This is a genomic window from Mesorhizobium monacense, assembly GCF_056781675.1.
This window is the reverse complement of the sequence record NZ_CM165567.1, coordinates 4,547,292-4,570,145: the sequence shown is the minus strand read 5'-3', so window position 1 is coordinate 4,570,145 and position 22,854 is coordinate 4,547,292. Positions and strand designations below refer to the sequence as shown.

The window sequence follows — 22,854 nt, the reverse complement described above, 5'->3', positions numbered from 1 at the left end:
ACAATTTGAAGCATCTTAACCTGCCGCCTGCAGAGGCAGGCTGCGGAGTTTGTACCTGGACGGAATATCGTGCGGTTAGTGGCCCCCAAGGGCAGACAATTGTTGCGCGAAAAGCATCGCTGTCGTCCACCTCACCGGGGCAGGCAGGAGTACGCTTCGTGCAGTCGCGCGATCTACGGCATGGGCTTTTCGGTACGCGGCGCGCAGTTGTCGACCTTGATCCGCGGTGGGCTCTGCCAACGTTGCTAGGCCCCACGGACACCAACCCGCTCGACGTCATGGCCTGTCACGTGGGCACGAATTACCGGGACGAAGGACATGTTTGCCTGATCCCGGTTTGTGCGCCGGAACGGAGGCAGAGTGAAATGCCGAACGCGACGTTCTTTTCAGAAGTTCCTGCCGCCCGACGGCGAAGTTCCGACGACTCTGCGGAAGAGAATAGTCAAACTGGCTGGAAGAACGGAGCAATCTTCCCGATGGAAGAAAGGCTCCAGAGGAATCCGAAAGCAAGGCGTTGCCCCTTCGGAGGGTCTCCAAGAAAAGGGAACAGTGTCCGGTACACGGACCGGATTTTCATCAAGGGAGCCGGCAGGATGAGCAGAACCCGTGTCTCGCAGCCTCAGGGCTCGAAGCGTCGAGATAACCAGACGACGGACGCTACGGTGAGGCGCTTCTGCTCAAAAAGCGATGATGCGGTCGGCACCTGGGTGAGCCCGCTCGGTTTAAAGGGGAGGTGATCGCGATGGTCGCAAGCATCCAGGCTGTAGCCCCCCACGATGTGGCGCTTTCGGTGCGCGACCTCACGGTGAATTTGCCGAAAGGCATGGAACGGACCCATGCTGTCGAGAACATGTCCTTTGATCTCAAACGCGGCCAGATTCTCTGCATCATAGGCGAGTCCGGATCGGGTAAGTCGGTCACGGCGAATGCGATCATGGGGCTTCTGCCAAAGGTGATCCGCGTCTCCTCGGGTGTCATCCAGCTGGAGGGGATGAACATCATCGGCATGTCGCCCGACAAGCTGCGCAACCTGCGTGGACGGGTCGTGTCGATGATCTTTCAGGACCCGCTCTCGGCGCTCAACCCCCTGATGACGGTGGGCGCGCAGATTGACGAGGTCATGGCCGCGCATGGCTTCGGCACGCCAAAAACCTGCCGCAACCGCGCCATCGAGCTGCTCACTGAAGTGGGCCTGCCCGATCCCGAACTTATGTATCACCAGTACCCTTTCCGGCTTTCGGGTGGGCAGCGGCAGCGCGTCATGATCGCCATGGCCTTGGCGCTCGAGCCGACGGTTCTGATCGCGGATGAACCGACGACCGCGCTCGACGTGACCACCCAGGCACAGATTCTGGAGCTGATCCGCGACATTCAGCGCCGCAAGGGCATGAGCGTGATGTTCATCACCCACGATTTCGGCGTGGTGGCCGAGATCGCCGACAGCGTCGTGGTGATGGAAAAGGGTCACATCGTCGAACAGGGCAGCGCCGAACAGGTGTTGAAGTCGCCCAAGCATCCTTACACCCGGCGCCTGATCGCGGCCGTACCGCATCTGACCGGCGAAGATCGCCCTCGTCCGGAAGCCGCCAGCAAGGAGCCGATCCTGAAGGTTGAGGGTCTGGTGAAGACCTACCGCAGCGGCAGTTCCCTGTTCGGCTCGCAGCGCGTCGTGCCCGCGGTCAACGAGGTCTCGTTCGATCTGGCGCCCGGGCGCACACTAGGCGTGGTGGGCGAAAGCGGTTCCGGCAAATCGTCGCTGGGCCGGCTTTTGATCAAGCTACTGGACAGCGACGGCGGAGGGATTCTGTTCGAGGGCCGCGACATCGCCAAGCTTTCCGAATCCGAGTTCCGCCCGCTGCGGCCGCGGGTCCAGATGATCTTCCAAGACCCTTTCGCCTCGCTCAACCCGCGTTCGACCGTCGGCCACATTCTGACAGTTGGCCCAGTCGCGCACGGGACACCCTATGCGCAAGCGCGCGAAGAGGCGAAGGCGCTCCTGGCCCATGTCGGACTCGATGCCGGCGCCTTCGGCCGCTATCCGCACGAGTTTTCGGGTGGGCAACGCCAGCGAATAGGCATCGCTCGGGCTTTGATGTTCAAGCCGAAGCTTTTGATTGCTGACGAGGCGGTCTCCGCGCTCGACGTGTCGATCCAGGCGCAGATCCTGCAGCTGCTGGACCAGATCCAGCGGGAGACCGGCGTGTCGATGGTCTTCATCACGCACGACCTGCGCGTCGCCAGCCAGATCTGCGACGAAATCGCTGTGATGCAGAAGGGCCGGATCGTCGAGCGCGGACCGCCCTCGCAGATATTCCTGAACCCGCAAGCGGCCTACACGCGCCAACTCGTGGCGGCAATCCCAGGCGAGCGGCCGGGCAATGCCCGTCCAGTTGCAGCAAACGCATGAAGAATAACAAGAGAGGAACTATCATGACCAAAAATTCAACGACTACTTCCAACTACTCGAGACGCCAGGCACTGCGGCTGATGGCGATAGGTGGGGCTGCAGGCCTCATCGCGCCCAATCTGTTGGGCAAGCCCGCCTTCGCCCAGACCCCCCCAGCGAGCCCAACCGGCCGCGTTGTCGTCGGTCTCTCGCAAGAGCCCACCGTATTCAATCCGTTGATGCCGCACATCGAGGTCGACGACGCTGTGCATTTCTCGTTGTTTGATGCACTCGTTCGGATGGACCCCAAGGGCGTTCTTCAGCCCAATCTTGTGGTCGAAGTGCCGAGCCAAAAGAACGGCGGCATTTCGGAGGACGGTCTCACTTGGCGCATTCGCCTGCGTGATGACGTCCGCTGGCACGACGGCGAGCCCTTCACGGCCGAGGACGTGAAGTTCACGCTTGAGCTCATCACCAATCCGAAATTCCGCGCGTGGCGCACGAGCGGCCATTCGCTGGTGCGCGATATCAAGGTGGTCTCGCCAACCGAGCTCACCTGGCGGATGGAGCAGGCTTTCGCACCCTATCTGTCGTTTCTCGCCGAAACCTTCATGGTTCCCAAGCACATCCTCGAAAAAGAGGCCGACCCCAACGCCGCCGCCTTCAATCAGGCGCCCGTCGGCACTGGCGCATTCAAGTGGGCGCAACGCATCGCCGGCGATCACATCGAACTCGTCGCGAACGCGGATTATGCAGGGGAGGGGCCCTATTTGGAGCGGCTCGTCTTCAAATACATCCCTGACATGACAGTGCTCTACACCCAGTTCAAGAGCGGCGACATTGATGTTGTCGACCAGGCATTCATAACCGCCGACCACTATGAGGAAGCCAGAAAACTACCGGATCGCGCGGTCATGTTGGAGCGCGGGTCATCGGTCGAGTCGATCTATCTCAATCTTGAGAAGCCGCAATTCAAGGACCCGGCGGTCCGCCAGGCGCTCTACGCCGCAATCGATAGGAAAGCGATCCTCGAAGCAATCTATTACGGGGTCCACACCCCCACCGAGACGTTCATGCCGCAGAATTCCTACTACTACAATCCGAACCTGCCGGCGCAGGAGTTCAACATCGAGCGCGCGCGCCAGATCCTCGACGAGGCCGGCTGGGTACCCGGAGCGGATGGAATACGGGTGAAGGACGGGGTGCGTCTGTCGTTCGCCAATTCCACCACCTCCGGCAACCACCTGCGCGAGCAGACGCAGCAGTTCCTGCAGCAGACATTCGCCGAGATTGGGGTGGAGATGACCATCTCGAACCTGCCGGCCGCCGTCATGTGGGGCGATTTCTGGCTCAAATCGCAGTTCGAGTCAGCCATCTCCGGCGTAACCAATCTCATCGCGGCCGACCCCGACGTTTCCAACCGGCTGCACACCAGGGCGATCGTCGCGAAGGGCGGAAAGGGCTCGAACACAGGCCAATACTCCAACCCGGAGGTCGATGCGCTGCTCGAGAAGGGCACCCGCACCTTCGATCGGGAAGAGCGCCGCGCCATCTATCTGCGTGTGCAGGAAATTGTTCGTCAGGATCTGCCGTTCCTGCCTCTGTTTGCCTCTACCAACGTGTTCGGCCGCAAGGAAGGGCTCGAGGGTTTCGAGGCAAATTCCAACACCCGCGTCGCATCCTGGCATGCCGCCGGATGGCATTGGAAAGGCTGACATACATACGCCGCCGCCGCCTCGCGGCGGCGGCCAGTCATCGGCGCTGTCTTGAAAGAGGAGAGTTGAATGCGCGGCTTCCTGCTCAACCGGCTCTCACAGAGCCTCATCCTGCTCCTGATCGTCTCGCTCATCGGGTTCTCCGTCCTGAACCTGTTGCCGGGGGGGCCACTGGCGCAATTCGGGCTCGATCCCGGCATGACGCAGGACGATCTCGATCGCCTGAAAGAGCAATTGGGGCTGAATAGGCCGCTGTGGATGCAGTATCTCGACTGGGCCTGGCGGCTTCTCCAGGGCGACTGGGGCCACTCCTTCCGCGACGGCGCGCCTGTGCTGGCAGTGATTGGCCGGCACGTCTTTGCCACGCTGCTGCTGATGGGTACGTCCACCGCGATTGCGATCGCGATCGGCACCTGGATCGGTATCCGCGGCGCCACGCACCGCTATTCGATGTTCGATTACATGGCGACGGTCGGAGCCATGGTCGCGCTGTCAATCCCGACCTTCTGGTTCGGGCTCGTCGGCATCTACATCTTTTCGCTCAAGCTGGGCTGGCTGCCTGCAGGCAACATGTACACGATCGGCGACGGTTCTGTTCTAAACTATCTCCACCACCTGATCCTGCCAAGCGTGGTGCTGTCGCTGGTGCATGTCGCGATCTGGAGCCGCTACATGCGCACGGCGACGCTCGACGCTATCGGCCAGGACTTTGTCAAGACCGCCCGCGCCAAGGGCCTGAGTGAGCGCCGAGTCATAATGAGGCACGTCGTCGGCAATGCGCTTTTGCCGATGATCACTCTCGCCGGGGTGCAGCTTCCCAGCATCCTGACCGGCGCTCTGGTGACGGAGACAGTGTTTACCTGGCCGGGGATGGGTCGACTGTTCCTGGACAGCCTCGGCTACAGCGACTACCCGGTCGTGATGGGACTGCTGATGTTCTCGGCCATCCTCGTCATTCTGGGCAGCCTGATCGCAGACATCGTGGTGGCGATCGTCGACCCGCGCATTCGCCTGGGTTGAGCGCGTAACCTCACGGCCAACAGGAGGCACCCAACATGACTGCTCTCGCCACAAATGCAGAACCAAGCCGCTGGTGGCGCAGCCGCACCGTGCGCCGTTTCAGGAGCCATCATCTGGCATTGCTGGGAGTGGCGATGATCACACTTCTTACGCTGGCGTGTGTCTTCGGTCCTCATCTCCTGCCCTATGATTCCCTCTACATCGATTTGCGCGCCCGCTTTTCACCGCCGCTGACCGGCGACCACTATCTCGGGACCGACCCGCTGGGGCGGGACGTGGCGGCGCGCCTGTTCATGGCGGGGAGGACCTCACTGCTGGTGGCTTTCTTTGCCATGCTGCTGTCGACGCTGATCGGAACTCTCGTCGGCGTGATCGCGGGCTACCGCGGCGGCTGGATCGGTGCAGCGCTGATGCGCACGGTCGACGGCTTCCTGTCATTCCCTTCCATCTTCCTGCTGCTGGCCCTGGCCGCGGCACTGAAGCCGAGTCCGGGCATGGTCACCGTCATCGTCGCAGTCACCAGCTGGATGGAGGTAGCCCGAATTGTCGAGGCCGAGGTGCGGTCATTGCGCGAGCGCGAGTTCGTGCTGGCCGGGCGCATGCTGGGACTGAGCGGCACGCATATCATGTTCCGCGAGATCCTTCCCAACGCCATGGGTCCGATCATCGTGGCCGCTACGTTGACAGTCGCGCGCGCGATCCTGCTCGAAGCCTATATCAGTTTCCTGGGTTATGGCATTCAGCCGCCGCTGCCCAGCTGGGGCAACATGCTCGAGGGCGCCCAGCAGTATCTGGATAGTGCGCCCTGGCTGGCGATCATTCCCGGAATCGCCATCACCATGGCGGTGACCAGCTTCAACTTCATCGGTGACGGGCTGCGCGATGCGCTCGACGTGCGAGACGACCGTGTCTGATCTCGTCAGCAAACACGGCCCACTCCCGATCCCGAAAACCCAGCGAGACGTGACTCACATGCACGAGCCGAAAGTCGCCGACAAGAACACGCCCTACTGGTGGGAAGAGGCACCCGTCATGCCGCTGCCGCCGCAGCCTTTGGCCAAGAAGCTCGACGTGGCGATCGTCGGCGCCGGCTACGCCGGCCTTTCGGCCGGGCTAGTGCTGGCGCGTGAGGGCCGTTCGGTTGCGGCGTTCGATGCAATGAACCCCGGCGAAGGGGCCTCGTCACGCAATGGCGGTGTTACCAGCGGAACCATCCGCCCGGACTACGCCACGATCACCAGGCGTTTTGGCGAAGACAAGGCGATCGCCATCGAGGCCGAAGGCAAGATCGCTCGCGAATTCCTCTACGACTTCATCAAGACCGAAGGGCTCGACTGCGACTTCCGGCTGGTTGGCGCGTTCAAGGGAGCCCTCGGATATAACCAGTACGAGACGATGGCCCGCAGCGCCGAGGCGCTGGCGAAGCGGCTGGGGATCGAATCCTACGCCGTTCCGCATGCCGAGCAGCGAAATTACATCGGCACTGACTTCTATCGCGGCGGCACGGTCCGGATGGACATCGGCGGACTGCACCCGGCCAAGTTCCACGCCGAGCTTCTGCGGGTGGCGCTGGCCTCGGGATTGACGGTGCATTCGAACACGCCCGTGACGTCGATCGAACGGGATGGTTCCGGGTTTCGCGTCATGACAACGGCCGGAGCGGTGCAGGCGCGGGAGGTCCTTGTCTGCACGGACGGCTACACCGACGGTGCCACCCCTTTCCTGCGCCGCCGCCTGGTGCCGGTCCGCGCCCGGATCATTGCAACCGAGGAGCTCGCGCCCGAGCTGATGGCGCGGCTGATGCCGAAGCTGATGACGATTGGCGAGAACCGCCAGCTAGGCTTCTACTACCGCCCTTCACCGGACGGCAGGCGCATCCTCCTGGGCGGGCGAGACAGCTCTCGGGTAGGCGACCCGGCAGCCCCGACGCTCCGTCTGCGCAACGGGCTCGTCGAGATTTTCCCGGAGCTGGAGAAGGTTCGCCTTTCGCACAGCTGGTTCGGCAATGTGGCGATGCACCGCGACATGATCCCCCGCATCTTCGAGAAAGACGGCATCGTCTACGCGACCGGTTTCTGCGGTTCGGGCGTGGTCTGGGCCCCCTGGGTCGGCATGCACGCTGCCCACAAGCTGATGGGACATGCCGAAAAGGCCCGTTCGGCCTTCGACTTCCGGCCGCCGGCGGCCGTCCCGTTCTATCGCGGCAATCCCTGGTTCATGCCGGCGATCATCAAGGGTTATGGCCTACAGGACAAGATCGCCTGGTGGCAGGCCCGCCGCTGACGGCCAAAGCTGGCGGCCCATTGACCATGTGGCGCTGCGGCCGCCTTAAACGATCGCGGCTACAAGGAAGAGCATCACATGCACTACATCTCCACGCGCGGCCGACCCGAACGCAGGAAATTCTGCGAGATCCTGCTTGAAGGTCTGGCGCCGGATGGCGGGCTCTATGTGCCCGAGAACTACCCGCTTGTGGATGATGCTATGCTGGATCGGTGGCGGGGCCTGTCCTATCCGGACCTCGCCTTCGAGATCCTGTCGCTCTACATCGACGATATTCCGCCCGCCGATCTGAACGCCATCTGCGCGAAGACCTATACGTCCAAGGTTTTCGGCACCGACCGGATCACGCCGGTGCGCACGCTTGAGACGGGTCTTCACGTCGCGGAACTGTCGAACGGCCCCACGTTGGCGTTCAAGGACATGGCCATGCAGTTGCTTGGCAATCTTCTCGAATATGAACTCGCCCGCCGGGGTGAGGAGCTGAACATACTCGGCGCAACCAGCGGCGACACCGGCAGCGCGGCGGAATATGCCATGCGCGGCAAGAAAAGCATCCGCGTCTTCATGATGTCGCCGCACGGACGCATGAGCGCCTTCCAGCAGGCCCAGATGTTCAGCCTGCAGGACGAGAACATCCACAACCTCGCCATCGAAGGGGTGTTCGACGATTGCCAGGACATCGTCAAAGCTGTGTCGGGCGATGCCGACTTCAAGCAACGCCATCGGATCGGCGCCGTCAATTCGATTAACTGGGCCCGACTGGTGGCTCAGGTGGTGTACTACTTCTCAGCCTACTTCCAGGTCACCGCCGGGAACGCAGCGCAGGTCGATTTTGCTGTTCCTTCGGGGAATTTCGGCAACGTCTGCGCCGGTCATGTCGCGCGCATGATGGGGCTTCCCATTTCCCGTCTGGTCGTTGCGACCAACGAGAACGACGTGCTCGATGAGTTTTTCCGCACCGGGGTTTATCGCGTGCGGGGCCGCGGTGGCACTTTTGAAACCTCGAGCCCATCCATGGACATTTCCAAGGCCTCCAATCTCGAGCGTTTCGTATTCGACTTGCTCGGTCGCGACGCCAGCTGGACGAGATCGTTGTTCGACGATCAATTGCGCGAAAGCGGATCGTTCGATCTCAGCGGTGATCCGGCCTTCGTGCAGGCGGCGGATCGTTTTGGTTTCCGCAGCGGGAAGAGCACTCACGCCGACCGGTTGGAGACGATCCGTGACACGTGGCACCGCTTCAACGCGCTGATCGATCCACACACTGCAGACGGCGTGAAGGTTGCGCGCATGCACTCCGGCCCTGAGATGCCGATGGTCGTGCTCGAGACGGCCCTGCCGGTCAAATTTGCGGGGACCATCAGGGAGGCTTTAGGCCGCGAGCCGGATCGACCACAAAGATTCGATGGCATAGAGGACTTGCCAAAACGGTTCGAAGTCCTTCCCGCCGATGCAAAGACCGTAAAGAGCTACATCGCCGGACTCGTGCAGGGTGCGGCTTGTTGAAGAGCCACTTCAGCGATCGAGGGCCGTTTTTCGCCATGGCTGTATATACGGAGCTGTCAGTCGACGAAGTCGCAGCGTTCTTTCGAGTGCTGGGTCTGGGCTTGCCGCGTTCCGTCCGCGGCATCACGACTGGAATCGAGAACACAAACTATTTTGTGAACACCGAGGCAGGCGAATATGTGCTGACCCTGTTCGAGCGGCTCACGTTCGAGGAATTGCCCTTCTACCTTCACCTGATGAAGCACCTAGCGGCGCGGGGGCTGCCGGTCCCGGATCCGGTTGCCAACGTCAGAGGCGAAATCCTTCACTCGCTGAAAGGCCGGCCTGCGGTGGTCGTCAACAGGCTTCCTGGCGAGAGCGTGACAGCACCGACAGTGTCGCAGTGTCGCACTATCGGGGAGATCCTGGCGCGCATGCACGTGGCCGCCAGCGACTACCCGCGACACCAGGTCAATCCGCGAGGCCTCGAATGGTGGGACGAGGTGGCGCCGATGATCAGCAGCTGCACCTCCGATGGGCAGCGCTCGCTGCTCTCGAGCGAACTGGCCTTCCAGAAGGAGATCGCGTCGTCTCCTTCCTACGAGCAGCTTCCCAAAGGGCCGGTGCACGCTGATCTTTTTCGCGACAACGCCCTGTTTGACGGTGAGCATCTGACGGGCGTTTTCGATTTCTACTTCGCGGGGTGCGACGTCTTTCTGTTCGACATTGCCGTGTGCCTCAACGACTGGTGCGTCGATGACTGCACCGGCGGTCAACGCGATGACCGAGCCGCCGCATTCCTGGGCGGCTATGAGTTCGTTCGCGCGCTCACTCCAGCCGAGCGCACATTGCTTCCTGCAATGCAGCGCGCTGGAGCATTTCGTTTTTGGCTATCGCGTCTCTGGGATATGTACCAGCCCCGGGAAGCTGCGCTCCTCAAAGCACACGATCCCAGCCACTTCGAGCGCATCTTGCGAGTGCTTCGTGGAGAAATCGCATGAGCACGACCGCGAAGATCACCAATGGAAACGGAAGCACGATGGCACCGACTCTCAAAGACCACGTTCGCGAGCTGCTTTCGCAGATCGAGACGGAGGGCCTGTACAAGCGCGAGCGCGTCATCACCTCGCCCCAGTCGTCCGAGATCGAGGTCGGCGGCCGCAAGCTGCTCAATTTCTGCGCCAACAACTATCTCGGCCTCGCCGACAGCGAAGAGCTGCGCGAAGCGGCGAAGGCCGCGCTCGACCGATACGGCTACGGCATGGCATCGGTGCGTTTCATCTGCGGCACACAAGAGGAACACAAGCAGCTCGAGGCAATGATATCGAGCTTCCTCGGTATGGAGGACACAATCCTCTACGGTTCCTGCTTCGATGCCAATGGCGGCCTGTTCGAGACGCTGCTTTCCGAGGAGGACGCGGTCATTTCCGACGCGCTGAACCACGCCTCGATCATCGACGGCGTCAGGCTCTCCAAAGCAAAACGCTTTCGCTATGCCAACAACGACATGGCGGCGCTCGAGGAGGAATTGAAGAAGGCCGAAGGCAGCCGCTTCAAGCTGATCGCCACCGACGGTGTCTTCTCGATGGACGGCATCATCGCCAATCTAAAAGGCGTCTGCGACCTAGCGGAAAAACACAATGCGATGGTCATGGTCGACGACAGCCACGCCGTCGGTTTCGTCGGCACGAATGGCCGCGGCTCAGCCGAGCATTGCGGGGTCGAGGGCAGGGTGGACATCATCACCGGCACGCTGGGCAAGGCGCTGGGCGGCGCGTCCGGTGGCTATACCTCAGGCAAGCGCGAGGTGGTTGAGTGGCTGCGGCAGCGCTCGCGGCCCTACCTCTTCTCCAACACGCTGATGCCGGCGATCGCCGGCGCGTCGATAAAAGTGTTCGAGCTGGTCCGTAACGGCGATGCGCTGCGCAAGGGCCTCTACCACAATGCCGACCGCTTCCGCTCGAAGATGACGAAGCTCGGCTTCACATTGGCCGGAGGTGACCACCCGATCATTCCGGTGATGATCGGCGATGCCGCGCTGGCTTCGCAGATGGCCGACATGCTGCTTGAGCGCGGCATATACGTGATCGGCTTTTCCTTCCCCGTCGTGCCCAAGGGCCAGGCCCGCATCAGGACGCAGATGTCGGCCGCCCATTCGGCCGCCGATATCGACCGGGCAGTGGCTGCCTTCGGTGAGGTGGGCCGCGAACTCGGAGTGGTCGCCTGATGTCCAACATGATGCGTGCCCTCGTCAAAGCCCGCGCCGAGCCCGGCATCTGGATGGAAGAAGTGCCGGTGCCGGAGATCGGCCCGAACGACGTTCTGATCAAGATCAAGAAGACCGCGATCTGCGGCACCGACGTGCACATCTACAACTGGGATCAGTGGGCGCAGAAGACCGTGCCGGTGCCGATGGTGACGGGCCACGAATTCGTAGGCACTGTCGCCGACTTCGGCGCAGCGGTCACCGAATACAAGATCGGCCAGCGTGTTTCGGGCGAAGGCCACATCGTCTGCGGCCATTGCCGCAACTGCCGGGCGGGCAGGGGGCATCTCTGCCGCAACACCAAGGGCGTCGGCGTCAACCGCCCGGGCTCGTTCGCCGAATTTGTCGCCATCCCGCAACACAACGTCGTGCCGATCCCCTATGACGTGCCCGACGAGGTGGCGGCGATCTGCGATCCGCTCGGCAATGCCGTGCACACCGCGCTGTCGTTCGATCTGGTCGGCGAGGACGTGCTGGTCACCGGCGCCGGGCCGATCGGCATCATGGGTGCGCTGGTGGCGCAGTGCGTCGGCGCACGAAAAGTGGTCATCACCGACATCAACCCGGTGCGGCTGGCGCTGGCGAAAAAGCTCGGCGTCCAGCATGTGATCGACGCGTCAAAGGAGAAGCTGTGCGATATCATGCCGGCGCTCGGCATGACCGAGGGGTTTGACGTCGGCCTCGAAATGTCGGGTGCCGCACCCGCTTTCCGCGACATGATCGACGCAATGAACAATGGCGGCAAGATCGCCATTTTGGGAATCGCGCCGACCGGCTTCGAGATCGACTGGAACAAGGTCATCTTCAAGATGCTGCATCTCAAGGGCATCTATGGCCGCGAGATGTTCGAGACCTGGTACAAGATGATCGCGCTGGTGCAAGGCCCGCTCGACGTCACCGGACTGATCACGCACCGCATCGGCATCGACGACTATATCGACGGCTTCGAGGCGATGAAGAGCGGAAACTGCGGCAAGGTGGTGATGGAATGGTAAGAGCGGCGCTTGAGCGAGACTCTAGGGGCCCGCACCTGCGGCGTGAACGCCCCGGGGCAGCGCGATTTTTCGAGTTCCTGGGGCGATGATGACTCTGCTTTATTGTTCAGGGCTATCGAAACCAGACTTGATTGCCATCTAGCGCGCCGGCCGCTGACAGCGGTTTGGTGTGCCGACGGGCATTCCTCCACGGACCGGGCAAGCGGGATGAAGATTCAGATAGTGGTCGTTGGCGGTGGGGCTGGAGGTCTGGAGCTCGTGCGGCGGCTCGGAGCACGGCTCGGCCGCAAGGATTTCGATATCATCCTTGTGGAGCGGAACCACACTCATGTCTGGAAGCCGCTCCTCCATGAGGTTGCGGCGGGAGCACTCGATGCGAATCTTGACGAAGTTGGCTATCGTAGCCACGGACATCGTTGGGGCTACCGCTTCTTCTACGGCTCGTTGGAGTCCGTCGATCGAACAGCGCGGCAGGTGATCGTGGCGCCGATCTACGACGATGACGGGTCGGAACTGGTCGGTCGACACCGGCTCCGGTACGATTACCTCGTTATCGCAATCGGGTCGGTTTCAAACGATTTCGGGACTCCGGGAGTGAAGGATCACTGCCTTTTCCTCGAAGACCGTCGTCAAGCCGATCGCTTTCGACTGAAGTTGTTGAATCACTGTCTTCGGGTTTCGAGGACGATGTCCGCTAATCCAACCGAGGACGCTTCTGTTGACATAGCTATCGTGGGTGGCGGTGCGACAGGCGTTGAACTCGCTGCTGAACTCTACAATGCTGCATCATCTCTTCGGCATTATGGCCTGGAAGTCTTCGACGAGACTCGGCTGAGGGTCACCTTGATTGAGGCAGGGCCGCGGATTCTTCCGGCTCTGCCAGAAGCTTTGGCAAAGGCAGCGCATCAGGAACTTGAGGCCCTCGGTGTCCGGGTGCTCGCAAACACAGCTGTATCGGAAGCAATGGAAACGGGACTGAGGTGCGCTACCGGAGAGCAAATACACGCCAATATTTGCGTCTGGGCTGCGGGAGTGCAGGGGCCACGTATTCTGCAGGATCTCGACGGACTGGAACTGGCGCGCAGCAGGCAACTTGTCGTCCTCCCCACCCTGCAAACGAGCCGGGACGAGCGCATCTTCGCTTTAGGCGATTGCTGCTTTTTCAAACCAGAGGGCGCGGGCCGCCCGGTGCCGCCACGGGCTCAGGCTGCCCACCAGATGGCATCGACCGCTTATCGTAACATTCTTCGTTTGATGGCCGGGGAAACACCCGAGCCATTTGTTTATCGTGACAAGGGCTCGCTGGTGTCGTTGAGCCGATTTTCCACCGTCGGCAGCTTAATGGGAAACCTGGTTGGAGGGCGGATGGCGATCGAGGGGCGGCTGGCCAGGATGATCTATGTGTCTTTGTACCGCATGCACTTGCTGGCCATACATGGCTGGGTCAAGGGCTTGGCTCTTATCCTGGTCGGCCATGTCAACCGCGTTGTCCGTCCACGCCTCAAATTGCATTGACGTTACTTAGGCTCGTGGACACGCCATGGCACAGGATCGAAGGATGTCGCTTGGTCCGGATTGCACCCCGCCTGAGCGACGCCCGAATGGTCTTGCCGCATGCCGCCATCGTTAACGGTGGTGCCTGGTGCAGCGCCGCCGCGGGCTAGCACGCTAGGTCAGCGGTGGGACGCCTTTTTTGCGCGGAGCAATGCGTCAGCCATGTACAGGTCCTGCAGGGAGATGCCAGAACTGTCGAAGACGGTGATTTCGTTGTCGAAGCGGCGTCCGGGCACGCGCTTTTCAATGACGTCGCCGATTGATGTTACCGCAAGCACACCGGCGTCGATCGCATCGCGCACGTGCTGAAACTCGCCGATCTCAAGAGACTGGGAGGGCAGGTCGCAGAACAGACTTGCCCTCGACAACAATTCGCTCGGCAATTCGCGCTTGCCCGGAGCATCCGACCCCATGCTGACGATGTGGGTTCCGGGTACGACCCAAGCGGCAGCGAACAGCGGTTCGCGTGAGGGCGTCGCCGTCACCACGATGTCGGCCGTGCGCACGGCTTCTTCGGCCGATACCGCGCGCGCCTTCAGGCCCACATCGTTGACACGTTCGACGAAAGCGTCGCGGCGCTGCGAAGGCCGGGCCACGACCAGCACGGTTTCGATTGGGCGGATGCGTGCCAGCGCCATCACCTCGAAGTCCGCCTGGTTGCCGGCGCCGAATATCGCCAGAACCTTGGCTTGCTTTCGCGCAAGAAGATCGGCCGCAACCGCGTCGGCGGCGGCCGTCCTGTAAGCGTTGACTTTGCCGGCCTCGATTACGGCGCCGAGCCGACCTGTCTGCGGATCGAGCAGCACGATGGTGGAGTTGTGGCGGGGAAGGCCACGCGCCGGGTTGCCCGACCAGAAGGAGCCAATCTTCACTCCGGTCAGGTGGTCGGACGAACCGGATTTGATTGAGAAGGTATTGGTCGCTTCCCGCGCGCGCCCGAGAACAGCGGGAAAGACCCCGCTCTGCTTGGAAGTTGCGGCCACGAGAGCTTGCCGCGCAGCCTCGAAGGCAAGTTCATGAGTGACGAGGGCGGCAGACTCCTCTTCGCTGATGTAGATCATCCAAACTTCCTTGTGGGCATCAAGCCGTTCATCACTGCAGAGTGTTTCGGCACATGGCGTTGGTCAGGCCCGAGATTACATCGGTGTAGAGGTACGGACGTCCCGCCGACTGGCAACCATGATGGGCGACGCAGGGTGGTAGATGAGTAGTTTTCACTCGATTTGCGCCACTTTGTATGCCGAGGGACGGGTTCAAAACGAATGATCCCGTTGAGTTGGCAGGACAAAACAGCAGAGAAATCTGCCTGCCGGGCGCGACTTTAAGGTCGGACTTCAAATCGACCTCGGACCAAGAGACAGCGTTACACTTATGTCCCCTCAACTTGAGCAAGACATCGTCAGCATCCCGATCGAGCTGATGAAATTGGAAGCCCGTCATTTGCCGGGCGCGCTCAAGCTGTCGCAGGAAATGGGCTGGCCCTATCGCTTGGAGGATTGGGAATTTGCCGCCACTGTCGGCAGCGGGCTGGTTCTCGAGCGAGCAGGGCAGGTGATTGGTACCGCCATGTCGTGGATTTACGGCAAGGCCCATGCCTCGGTCGGCATGATCATCGTCACAGGTTCTGCGCAAGGCGGTGGCAACGGTTCGCGGCTCTTTGATGGATTGCTTGAAGCGACGCAGGGTCGCAATGTGCTGCTTACGTCGACCGAGGAGGGGCTCGCGCTTTACAAGCGATGCGGCTTCACTGCCTGGGGCACCGTGCTCCAACATCAGGGCCCGCTGACCACTGCGGTGACGCAGGGTGCCGGCGACGGTGTTCGTCAGGCGACGGTCGCCGACCTCGCGGCGATCCAGGCCTTCGACGAGAAGGCTGCCGGGATGCCGCGGCCGTCGATGGTGGCGGCGCTCGCCGAGGTGGGCAAGGTCGTCGTAGTCGAACGCGGCGGCCGGATTGTCGGCTACGCCATCAGCAGGAGGTTCGGCCGCGGCTATGTCGTCGGCCCTTGCGCGGCGGAAAGCGCTGAGGACGCGCGGCTGCTGATCCTGGCCCAGCTTTCGAAGCTTCATGATCAATTCGTTCGCATCGATGTCTACGCCGAAGATGGATTGGGTGACTGGCTTGAGAGCCTCGGCCTTCAGCGGGTCAGCAGTGCCACCGCCATGGTCAAAGGGCAGCGCCCGGTCTCCCATGCGTCGGCCCACATGTACGCGCTGGCAAACCAATCGTTCACTTAGGAAACGAGATTCATGAACAAGTTGGCGGCAAACCTGGCAGTGAGCGAGACGGCTGAGACGATCGACGCCCTGGTCACTCCGGCGCTGCTTCTGGATCGCGGACGGCTCAAGCGCAACGTCCAGCGTCTGGCCGAGCACGCCGAGAAACTTGGCGTGGTGCTGCGTCCGCATATGAAGACGGCCAAGAGTATCAACGTCGCCCGACGCGTGTTCCCAAGCGAGCCCGGTCCGATCACCGTCTCGACCCTCGCCGAGGCGGAGTATTTCGCGGGCTACGGCTTTAGGGACATGACCTATGCGGTCGGTATCTCGCCGGCTTCGGCGCGGCGTGCCATGGAGCTTTGTCGTCGCAGCATCGATCTGAAATTATTGCTCGATTCGGTGGAGCAGGCCGACGCGCTGGCCGGCGTGCGCGAGATCACCGGCATGACGCCATCGGTCCTCATCGAACTCGACTGCGATGACCATCGCGGCGGTCTGAAGCCCGACGACCCGAAATTACTCGAAGTGGCCAGCAGGGTCGTCGCGGCCGGTGCCAAGCTGGTGGGCGTTCTTGCTCATGCAGGGGAGTCCTACGGCTTGAGCGCGCCTGATGCGCTGGTCAAGGCTGCGGAGAATGAGCGTGCCGCCACGGTGCGCGCCGCCGAAATCCTGCGCGCCCATGGCCATGCCTGCCCGATCGTCAGTATCGGCTCCACGCCGACAGCCCATTTCGCCGAGAATCTGGAGGGGATCACCGAGCTGCGCGCCGGGGTCTACATGTTCTTCGACCTCGTCCAGCACGGGGTAGGGGTCTGCAGCCTCGACGACATCGCGGTCTCCGTGCTGGCAACGGTGATCGGGTCCAAGCCGGAAAAGGGCTGGGTGCTGGTCGACGCTGGGTGGATGGCGCTTTCGCGCGACCGCGGAACCGCCAACCAGCGGATCGACCAAGGCTATGGCGTGGTCTGCGACGACAAGGGGCGGGTGCTCGACGATGTGATCGTGGCCCAGGCCAGCCAGGAACACGGCATCCTCGCCATTCGGCCCGGTTCTGGAAAGTCCATGCCGGATTTGCCGCTCGGATCCCGAGTTCGGATTTTGCCCAACCATGCCTGCGCGATGGCCGCCCAGCATGAGTTCTATAGCGTCGTCAACGGCGACAGCCCCGTGGTTGAAGCACGCTGGGAGCGGATGCGCGGCTGGGAGTCAGGGAAATGAAGCTTACCTCTTACTGGCTGGATACGTCGCAGCCTTTCAATAATGGGTCGCCCAAACCGCTCGAAGGCCAGTACGATGTGGCGATTGTCGGTGGCGGTCTGACCGGAGCCTCCGCGGCCCTGGCCATCGCCAAGAAGGGTGCGTGCGTCGCCCTCCTCGAGGCGGAAACGATCGGCAATGCCGCGTCCGGCCGCAACGGCGGCATGTGCAATAACGGCTTCGCCCAGAACTATGCCGTCATTGCCGGCAAGTACGGCAAGCCGGCCGCCAATGCGCTCTACAAGGCCTTCGACTCTGGCGTCGATACGGTCGAGCGGCTGGTCGAGGAAGAACAGATCGACTGCAGTTTCTCCCGCGTGGGCAAGCTCAAGCTTGCCGACAAGCCGGAGCATTATGACGTGCTGGCGCGCAGCCAGGAGCTGCTGGCCGCCAATGTCGATCCCGAAACGAGGATGATCGCGCGCGCCGACCTGCGGGACGAAGTGGGCACTGACCGCTACTATGGCGGATTGCTGTTTCCCAAGGGCGCCGGCATGCACGTCGGCAGGTTCGTCCGAGGTCTCGCGACCGCCGCCGCCAAGCGTGGCGCTGAGATCTACGAACATGCGCCCGTCACGGCGATGCACAAGGTGTCCGGCGGGCATGAGGTAACCACCCCGAAGGGCAAGATCGTTGCCAAGCAGGTGCTGCTGGCGAGCGGCATTTCCCAGGTTGGCCCGCTCGGCTGGATCCGCCGGCGCATGATCCCGGTCGGCGCCTTCCTGATCGTGACCGAACCGCTGTCGCCTGATCAGCTGAAGCGCCTGATGCCGACTGGTCGCATGGTCGTCGTGGCGCGCAATCTGGTGGTCTACTGGCGGCTGACGCCGGACAATCGCTTGTTGTTCGGCGGCCGAGCTCGGTTTGCGGCATCCAATCCCCAGTCGGACGAGAAGAGCGGTCGCATCCTCAAGGCTGCGATGGTCGAAGTCTATCCAGAGCTGGCCGGCACCCGGATCGACTATTGCTGGGGCGGCATGGTCGATATGACCCGCGACCGCCTGCCACGCGCCGGAGCGCGCGACGGCATCTATTATTCCATGGGCTATAGCGGACACGGCACGCAGATGGCGACGCTGATGGGCACCATCATGGCCGACGTCATGGACGGGCACCCTGGACGCAATCCCTGGAAGGACTTCGACTGGCCGGCGATCCCCGGCTATTTCGGGCGCCCGTGGTTCCTGCCGATCGTCGGTGCCTATTACCGCATGAAGGACCTTGTCGGGTGATGACGCCCCTCGAACACCTGTCCCGCAACGGTCACCTGGATAAGTTCTTCATCGATGGCCAATGGGTCGACCCGCGCGGCGCAGCCAAGGGCGTCGTCGTCAATCCCGCCACGGAAGAGGCCGTCGGCGGATTTCCTCTGGGCGATGGCGAAGACGTGGACGCCGCCGTTGTCGCCGCGCGCCGGGCATTTGCCACCTGGAGTCGGACCACGCCGAAATACCGTGCGGGCCTGCTCGACCGCCTGCAGGCGCTGCTTGAGGCGCGCCGCGAACTGCTTGCGCAATGCCTGACCCTCGAAATGGGCGCGGCCATTGGCTATGCGCGCAGCGCGCAGGTGCCGCTGGCCATCGCCCACGTCAAAGTCGCCCATGATGTGCTGACGGCCTTCCCCTTCGTCAAGCAGCGCGGCCAGACCGCCATTGCCCACGAACCGATCGGCGTCTGTGCCTTGATTACCCCGTGGAACTGGCCGCTGTACCAGATCACCGCCAAGGTCTCGCCAGCCCTCGCCGCAGGATGCACAATCGTGCTGAAGCCGAGCGAACTTTCGCCCTTGAGCGCGCTGCTGTTTGCCGAGGCGGTCGAGGAAGCCGGCTTCCCTGCCGGCGTCTTCAACCTCGTGCAAGGCGATGGTCCGGGCGTGGGCGCGGCTCTGGCCTCTCACCCCGATGTCGACATGATCTCCATCACCGGCTCAACCCGCGCCGGCATTGCGGTGGCCCAGGCGGCAGCGCCGACCGTCAAGCGTGTCGCGCAGGAGCTCGGTGGCAAGTCGCCCAACGTCATCCTGCCGGATGCCGATCTCGATCGCGCCGTTTCTCTGGGCGTAGCCGCTGCCTTCCGCAATCTCGGCCAGTCCTGCAGCGCCCCTACGCGCATGATCGTACCCCGCGCGCGTCTGCCCGAGATCGAGGCAATTGCCAAGTGGGCCGCAGCGCAGATCGTCGTAGGCGATCCTCTGTCGGAAATCACCACGCACGGCGCAATCGCTAACCGCGCCCAATTCGACCGCATCCAAACCATGATCGACGCCGGAATTTCCGAGGGCGCCAAGCTCCTGATCGGCGGAGCGGGTCGACCAGGCGGCCTGAACGTCGGGCTCTACGCGCAGCCGACCATCTTTTCCGACGTGCTGACCAGCATGCGCATCGCCCAGGAAGAGATCTTCGGGCCAGTCCTCTGCATCATCCCCTACGATACCGTCGAGGAAGCCGTCACCATCGCCAATGACACGGTCTACGGCCTGGGGGCTCATGTGCAGGGCGCGGACATGGACACTGCCAGGAACGTCGCGTCACGAATTCGCGCCGGTCAGGTACATCTCAACTACCCGGCCTGGGATCCGCATGCCCCGTTTGGCGGTTTCAAGCAGTCCGGAAACGGACGCGAGTATGGCCTCGAGGGCATGCTGGAATATCTCGAGGTCAAATCCATCCTCGGCTATTTCTAGGAGCCACATTCGCCACGCGCAGAGGGCGTGCCGTCTGCGGCATCGCCGGGCGGACACCCTGTTGGCTGTGGACGCCATTCCCGGGCATTTTGGGATGGGCGGGCCCTGAGTTACCACGCCGCTGTTTGGGAGAACACTCGATCGATTCCCGGCGTTCAGAGAGTCATGCCGAGAGAGATTTATGATGGCGACCGTGCCGATCCTGGCGCGATGAGCTCTTGAACGAGATGATTTCTAAGACCTCGACACGTGCGAACGGTAATCGACAGGTGGGTCGGCAACTACAACCAGCGCCGCCCGCACTCCGCGCTGGCCTATTTTGTTCCCGCGGCTTACGTCCATCGCACCGCAACGGACGATCGGCTGCGACGCAACTCCGACCAATTCCGTCGATCACCTATTGGTCACCCGGCGCAGTCGAGCCAGCCAGGTTCCCCATCTCGAGCGTAGAATGCATAGACGCGCTCGACCTCGGCTGCCCTGGCACATGCGTCCGGGTCGCTTTCGGCCATGCCCGTCGGCGAGGTCAGCATGCCGATGGCGGATGCAGTGCGCCAGGTGGGCGTTTCGGAGCTAACCTACGATAGGTGGCGCAAGCAGTCTGGCCGCTTGAGCCATGACCAACTGCGGCATTTGACAGAGCTTCAGGAGAGAACGAGCGGCTCGCAAGGCGGTGGTCGACCAAACGCTCGAAGACAAAGATGTACGGGCAGCGATGAAGGGCTGACTGTGGCCCCGCCTCGGAGTGGCGCGCTCCTTGAGCAGGGCCATTCCGGCACTTCTAAGCTCTAGCGGGTAAAGATCGCGTCGAGCGGCAGATGCGCTTTCACGATGGGCGATTTCAGCACCACGAAGCTGAAATATTTATCGATTCCGATATCGAGCTCGACCAGACGCTCCATTATTGTCTGATACTCGCTGATACCCGCCGTGATGAACTTCACCAGATAGTCGTAGCCACCCGACACCAGGTGGCACTCGATGACGGAATCGATCTTGTCAACCGTTGTGAGAAATCGCGAAAAATCGATCTGGCGATGGTTCTTGAGCGCGATCTCAGTGAACACGGTCAGAGCCTGGCCCAGCTTGGCCACGTCGATCTTGGCCGAGTAGCCCACGATGAAGCCCTCCGCCTGCAGTTTCTTGACCCGCGTTAGGCACGGACTTGCCGAGAGATGAACGACGTCGGCAAGCTCCACGTTCGAGATGCGCCCGTTCTTCTGAAGTTCGCTTAGAATCTTGATGTCGATCTTATCGAGCTTCATGGGGAAACTCCTTCAATCGTCACGGCATCCAGAGCGCGCATCAGCAGTCCCGCGGGATCGCCTTTAAATATCGACAAGAGACCGGCATAAAGATCGATAGCGACGAACGTGTTTAGTCTAGGGACTTCAGCACATCCCTCACCCCGGCTATGGAGAGAAAAGGCGCGCTTCATCGTCTCGAAGACTTCGTCCGGCTCCAGAAGCTGCTCAGCAGTGCCGGCGTCGAGAAGCAGCAACTGAGCATTGTTGTTGGGCATGGTCGAGTTCCTCGCATAGGCGACACCATTTGCCGTGTCTATTCTGCTACTTTAATGGGCCTCAAGCGGATCCCACCTCAGCCGTTACCCACTGGTTTGCTCCACTCCTCATGGACTCTCCGTCACGTTACGTGCACGGCCTAAAACTCAGCGACCTTGCCCCATGCGGAGTTGCTGAAGCGTCCCGGTCGATACGGAACGGGGTCGACGATCGGTTCGACTCCGGTAGCAAGATCCGCGATCAGGCGGCCGGCGCCGGGGCCAATCCCGAAGCCGTGCCCGGAAAAGCCAGCGGCCAGGATGAAGCCTGGCACGGCCGGCACCTCGCCGATACAGGGAACGCCGTCCGGCGTGCAGTCGACGAAGCCGGCCCACGCGTGCGTGATCTTTGCTTCGCGGAGTTGCGGCAGCAATTCGACAGCACGGCGGTGGGTCTCCCGGACGGTCGACATATCGGGCTTCGGATCAAGGATGCGCACCCGCTCCATGGGCGTCGGCGCGTCGAGCGGCCACCGCTTCAGCGTTTCGTGCCCACCCCGAATGCCTTGCAGGCCACCCGGCAGAAGGCTGCGCCAGCGCCTGGTAAACATGGGCACAAAATGCGGGGCGAATCGCATGAACTGCGCCGTCACGTCCACGCGTGCGCGGCCGCTGATTGCCAGTGCATAGCGTCCGTCGCTACGGCGCGTGACGGACACGCCCGCCGTAAACAGGGCGTCCGGCAAGCAATGTTCCACAGGGGACACGCTAAGGATGGATTGGCGGATCGATGCCTGGGGAAAACGGATGCCAAGTTGGCGGCAGAACGAGGAGGCCCAGGCCCCGCCGGCGAGCACAGCCGTCTTGGTCTTGATGACTCCGGCTTCCGTCACGACGCCGCTGACCCGCCCGCCTTCCGTCTCGATGCCGCGGGCAGCACAATTCTGGTGCACGCTGCCACCGAGCTTGATAAGCGCAGCTGCCACGGCCGGCGCAGCCTTGCCAGGATCTGCGGTGCCATCGGTGGGCGAGAAGACGCCGCCCTTCCACGCGCGGCCGGTCGCAAGCCCCCGTTCGGCGGCCTCGCGATTGCTCAGCATGTGGCTGGTTACGCCCGCGGTCTTCGCAAAATCATGCCAGCTGGCCCAGCCGGACAATTCGGCCTCGTCGTTGCTGAGATACAACAGCCCGCAGCGATGAAAACCCGTGTCTTCGCCGCTCTCGGTGGCAAAACGTTCCCAGAGATCGAGGCTCTTGCTCGCTATCGGCAATTCGCGAGCATCCCGGTTCTGCTGTCGGCACCAGCCCCAATTGCGGCTGGACTGTTCGGCGCCGATCCTTCCCTTTTCGACCAGGGCGACCGAAACGCCGCGCTGGGCCAAGTAGTAGGCGGCGAAGACGCCGATGATGCCGCCGCCGATCACGACGACGTCAGCGGCGATCGGCGGTTTGGGCGATGTGTTGATGTGCCTCAGCGGAGGGGACATGA

19 protein-coding genes are annotated in these 22,854 nt (G+C 62.2%); 15 read left to right on the top strand and 4 right to left on the bottom strand.

The features are described 5' to 3' along the window. Nucleotides 1-742 precede the first annotated feature (742 nt). The 10 genes from AC1RUK_RS22085 to AC1RUK_RS22040 all read left to right on the top strand — a co-directional run bounded on the left by AC1RUK_RS22085 (nt 743) and on the right by AC1RUK_RS22040 (nt 13,665). Complete coding sequence (locus tag AC1RUK_RS22085; protein ID WP_481838956.1) at nt 743-2,407, top strand: ABC transporter ATP-binding protein; 1,665 nt, start codon at nt 743-745, stop codon at nt 2,405-2,407. 23 nt (nt 2,408-2,430) lie between these two features. After that, a complete protein-coding gene (locus AC1RUK_RS22080) occupies nt 2,431-4,101 on the top strand; it encodes a peptide ABC transporter substrate-binding protein (protein ID WP_481838957.1) in 1,671 nt (556 codons plus the stop codon). A 69-nt stretch (nt 4,102-4,170) separates the two neighbouring features. After that, on the top strand, nt 4,171-5,121 hold the full coding sequence (locus AC1RUK_RS22075) for an ABC transporter permease (RefSeq protein WP_481838958.1): 951 nt from the start codon (nt 4,171-4,173) through the stop codon (nt 5,119-5,121). A 35-nt stretch (nt 5,122-5,156) separates the two neighbouring features. Beyond that, nucleotides 5,157-6,035, top strand: a complete 879-nt coding sequence (locus AC1RUK_RS22070; RefSeq protein ID WP_481838959.1) for an ABC transporter permease — start codon at nt 5,157-5,159, stop codon at nt 6,033-6,035. Nucleotides 6,036-6,093: 58 nt separating this feature from the next. Then, nucleotides 6,094-7,404 (top strand): NAD(P)/FAD-dependent oxidoreductase, encoded by a 1,311-nt coding sequence (locus AC1RUK_RS22065; protein WP_481838960.1) that lies wholly within the window; start codon nt 6,094-6,096, stop codon nt 7,402-7,404. Between the two features lie 78 nt (nt 7,405-7,482). Continuing rightward, nucleotides 7,483-8,910, top strand: a complete 1,428-nt coding sequence (gene thrC, locus AC1RUK_RS22060) for a threonine synthase (RefSeq protein ID WP_481838961.1) — start codon at nt 7,483-7,485, stop codon at nt 8,908-8,910. A 35-nt stretch (nt 8,911-8,945) separates the two neighbouring features. Continuing rightward, nucleotides 8,946-9,890 (top strand): homoserine kinase, encoded by a 945-nt coding sequence (locus AC1RUK_RS22055; RefSeq protein ID WP_481838962.1) that lies wholly within the window; start codon nt 8,946-8,948, stop codon nt 9,888-9,890. Between the two features lie 38 nt (nt 9,891-9,928). Beyond that, on the top strand, nt 9,929-11,116 hold the full coding sequence (locus AC1RUK_RS22050; protein WP_481839430.1) for a glycine C-acetyltransferase: 1,188 nt from the start codon (nt 9,929-9,931) through the stop codon (nt 11,114-11,116). After that, nucleotides 11,116-12,150, top strand: coding sequence for an L-threonine 3-dehydrogenase (gene tdh, locus AC1RUK_RS22045; protein ID WP_481838963.1), 1,035 nt, complete (start codon nt 11,116-11,118; stop codon nt 12,148-12,150). Before AC1RUK_RS22050 ends, tdh begins: the two co-directional genes overlap by 1 nt. A gap of 207 nt (nt 12,151-12,357) precedes the next feature. Further along, nucleotides 12,358-13,665, top strand: coding sequence for an NAD(P)/FAD-dependent oxidoreductase (locus tag AC1RUK_RS22040; RefSeq protein WP_481838964.1), 1,308 nt, complete (start codon nt 12,358-12,360; stop codon nt 13,663-13,665). A gap of 158 nt (nt 13,666-13,823) precedes the next feature. On the opposite strand, the gene AC1RUK_RS22035 is transcribed toward AC1RUK_RS22040, so the two are convergent. Continuing rightward, on the bottom strand, nt 13,824-14,765 hold the full coding sequence (locus tag AC1RUK_RS22035) for an ornithine cyclodeaminase family protein (protein ID WP_481838965.1): 942 nt from the start codon (nt 14,763-14,765) through the stop codon (nt 13,824-13,826). Between the two features lie 310 nt (nt 14,766-15,075). On the opposite strand from AC1RUK_RS22035, the gene AC1RUK_RS22030 reads away from it, so the two are divergent. The 5 genes from AC1RUK_RS22030 (at nt 15,076) to AC1RUK_RS22010 (ending at nt 20,314) form a co-directional block, all read left to right on the top strand. Beyond that, the gene (locus AC1RUK_RS22030) at nt 15,076-15,942 is read left to right on the top strand and encodes a GNAT family N-acetyltransferase (protein WP_481838966.1); all 867 of its coding nucleotides are present in this window, start codon (nt 15,076-15,078) and stop codon (nt 15,940-15,942) included. A gap of 12 nt (nt 15,943-15,954) precedes the next feature. Beyond that, a complete protein-coding gene (locus tag AC1RUK_RS22025; protein ID WP_481838967.1) occupies nt 15,955-17,142 on the top strand; it encodes an alanine racemase in 1,188 nt (395 codons plus the stop codon). After that, nucleotides 17,139-18,413, top strand: coding sequence for an NAD(P)/FAD-dependent oxidoreductase (locus AC1RUK_RS22020; protein ID WP_481838968.1), 1,275 nt, complete (start codon nt 17,139-17,141; stop codon nt 18,411-18,413). The genes AC1RUK_RS22025 and AC1RUK_RS22020 overlap by 4 nt, the downstream gene beginning before the upstream one ends. Next, nucleotides 18,410-19,864 (top strand): aldehyde dehydrogenase family protein, encoded by a 1,455-nt coding sequence (locus AC1RUK_RS22015; RefSeq protein ID WP_481838969.1) that lies wholly within the window; start codon nt 18,410-18,412, stop codon nt 19,862-19,864. The genes AC1RUK_RS22020 and AC1RUK_RS22015 overlap by 4 nt, the downstream gene beginning before the upstream one ends. 249 nt (nt 19,865-20,113) lie before the next feature. After that, nucleotides 20,114-20,314 carry an integrase core domain-containing protein gene (locus tag AC1RUK_RS22010; protein ID WP_481838970.1) on the top strand — a complete coding sequence of 67 codons (201 nt, stop codon included), beginning with the start codon at nt 20,114-20,116 and terminating at the stop codon, nt 20,312-20,314. Nucleotides 20,315-20,652: 338 nt separating this feature from the next. On the opposite strand, the gene AC1RUK_RS22005 is transcribed toward AC1RUK_RS22010, so the two are convergent. From AC1RUK_RS22005 to AC1RUK_RS21995, 3 genes are all read right to left on the bottom strand, one after another. Beyond that, entirely contained in the window at nt 20,653-21,129 is a 477-nt protein-coding gene (locus tag AC1RUK_RS22005; protein ID WP_481838971.1) for an Lrp/AsnC family transcriptional regulator, read from the bottom strand. Further along, the gene (locus AC1RUK_RS22000) at nt 21,126-21,386 is read right to left on the bottom strand and encodes a hypothetical protein (protein ID WP_481838972.1); all 261 of its coding nucleotides are present in this window, start codon (nt 21,384-21,386) and stop codon (nt 21,126-21,128) included. The genes AC1RUK_RS22005 and AC1RUK_RS22000 overlap by 4 nt, the downstream gene beginning before the upstream one ends. Nucleotides 21,387-21,526: 140 nt before the next feature. Further along, a complete protein-coding gene (locus tag AC1RUK_RS21995) occupies nt 21,527-22,852 on the bottom strand; it encodes an NAD(P)/FAD-dependent oxidoreductase (RefSeq protein WP_481838973.1) in 1,326 nt (441 codons plus the stop codon). Between the last annotated feature and the right edge of the window lie 2 nt (nt 22,853-22,854).

Excerpts from the sequence above, each read along its gene's own strand:
- AC1RUK_RS22005 (WP_481838971.1), bottom strand. The coding sequence starts at position 21,129 with ATGAAGCTCGATAAGATCGACATCAAGATTCTAAGCGAACTTCAGAAG.
- AC1RUK_RS22065 (WP_481838960.1), top strand. The coding sequence starts at position 6,094 with ATGCACGAGCCGAAAGTCGCCGACAAGAACACGCCCTACTGGTGGGAA.
- AC1RUK_RS22020 (WP_481838968.1), top strand. The coding sequence starts at position 17,139 with ATGAAGCTTACCTCTTACTGGCTGGATACGTCGCAGCCTTTCAATAAT.
- AC1RUK_RS22030 (WP_481838966.1), top strand. The coding sequence starts at position 15,076 with ATGTCCCCTCAACTTGAGCAAGACATCGTCAGCATCCCGATCGAGCTG.
- AC1RUK_RS22050 (WP_481839430.1), top strand. The coding sequence starts at position 9,929 with ATGGCACCGACTCTCAAAGACCACGTTCGCGAGCTGCTTTCGCAGATC.
- AC1RUK_RS22080 (WP_481838957.1), top strand. The coding sequence starts at position 2,431 with ATGACCAAAAATTCAACGACTACTTCCAACTACTCGAGACGCCAGGCA.
- AC1RUK_RS22085 (WP_481838956.1), top strand. The coding sequence starts at position 743 with ATGGTCGCAAGCATCCAGGCTGTAGCCCCCCACGATGTGGCGCTTTCG.
- thrC (WP_481838961.1), top strand. The coding sequence starts at position 7,483 with ATGCACTACATCTCCACGCGCGGCCGACCCGAACGCAGGAAATTCTGC.
- AC1RUK_RS22055 (WP_481838962.1), top strand. The coding sequence starts at position 8,946 with ATGGCTGTATATACGGAGCTGTCAGTCGACGAAGTCGCAGCGTTCTTT.
- AC1RUK_RS22070 (WP_481838959.1), top strand. The coding sequence starts at position 5,157 with ATGACTGCTCTCGCCACAAATGCAGAACCAAGCCGCTGGTGGCGCAGC.
- AC1RUK_RS21995 (WP_481838973.1), bottom strand. The coding sequence starts at position 22,852 with ATGTCCCCTCCGCTGAGGCACATCAACACATCGCCCAAACCGCCGATC.
- AC1RUK_RS22000 (WP_481838972.1), bottom strand. The coding sequence starts at position 21,386 with ATGCCCAACAACAATGCTCAGTTGCTGCTTCTCGACGCCGGCACTGCT.
- AC1RUK_RS22035 (WP_481838965.1), bottom strand. The coding sequence starts at position 14,765 with ATGATCTACATCAGCGAAGAGGAGTCTGCCGCCCTCGTCACTCATGAA.
- tdh (WP_481838963.1), top strand. The coding sequence starts at position 11,116 with ATGTCCAACATGATGCGTGCCCTCGTCAAAGCCCGCGCCGAGCCCGGC.
- AC1RUK_RS22075 (WP_481838958.1), top strand. The coding sequence starts at position 4,171 with ATGCGCGGCTTCCTGCTCAACCGGCTCTCACAGAGCCTCATCCTGCTC.
- AC1RUK_RS22040 (WP_481838964.1), top strand. The coding sequence starts at position 12,358 with ATGAAGATTCAGATAGTGGTCGTTGGCGGTGGGGCTGGAGGTCTGGAG.
- AC1RUK_RS22025 (WP_481838967.1), top strand. The coding sequence starts at position 15,955 with ATGAACAAGTTGGCGGCAAACCTGGCAGTGAGCGAGACGGCTGAGACG.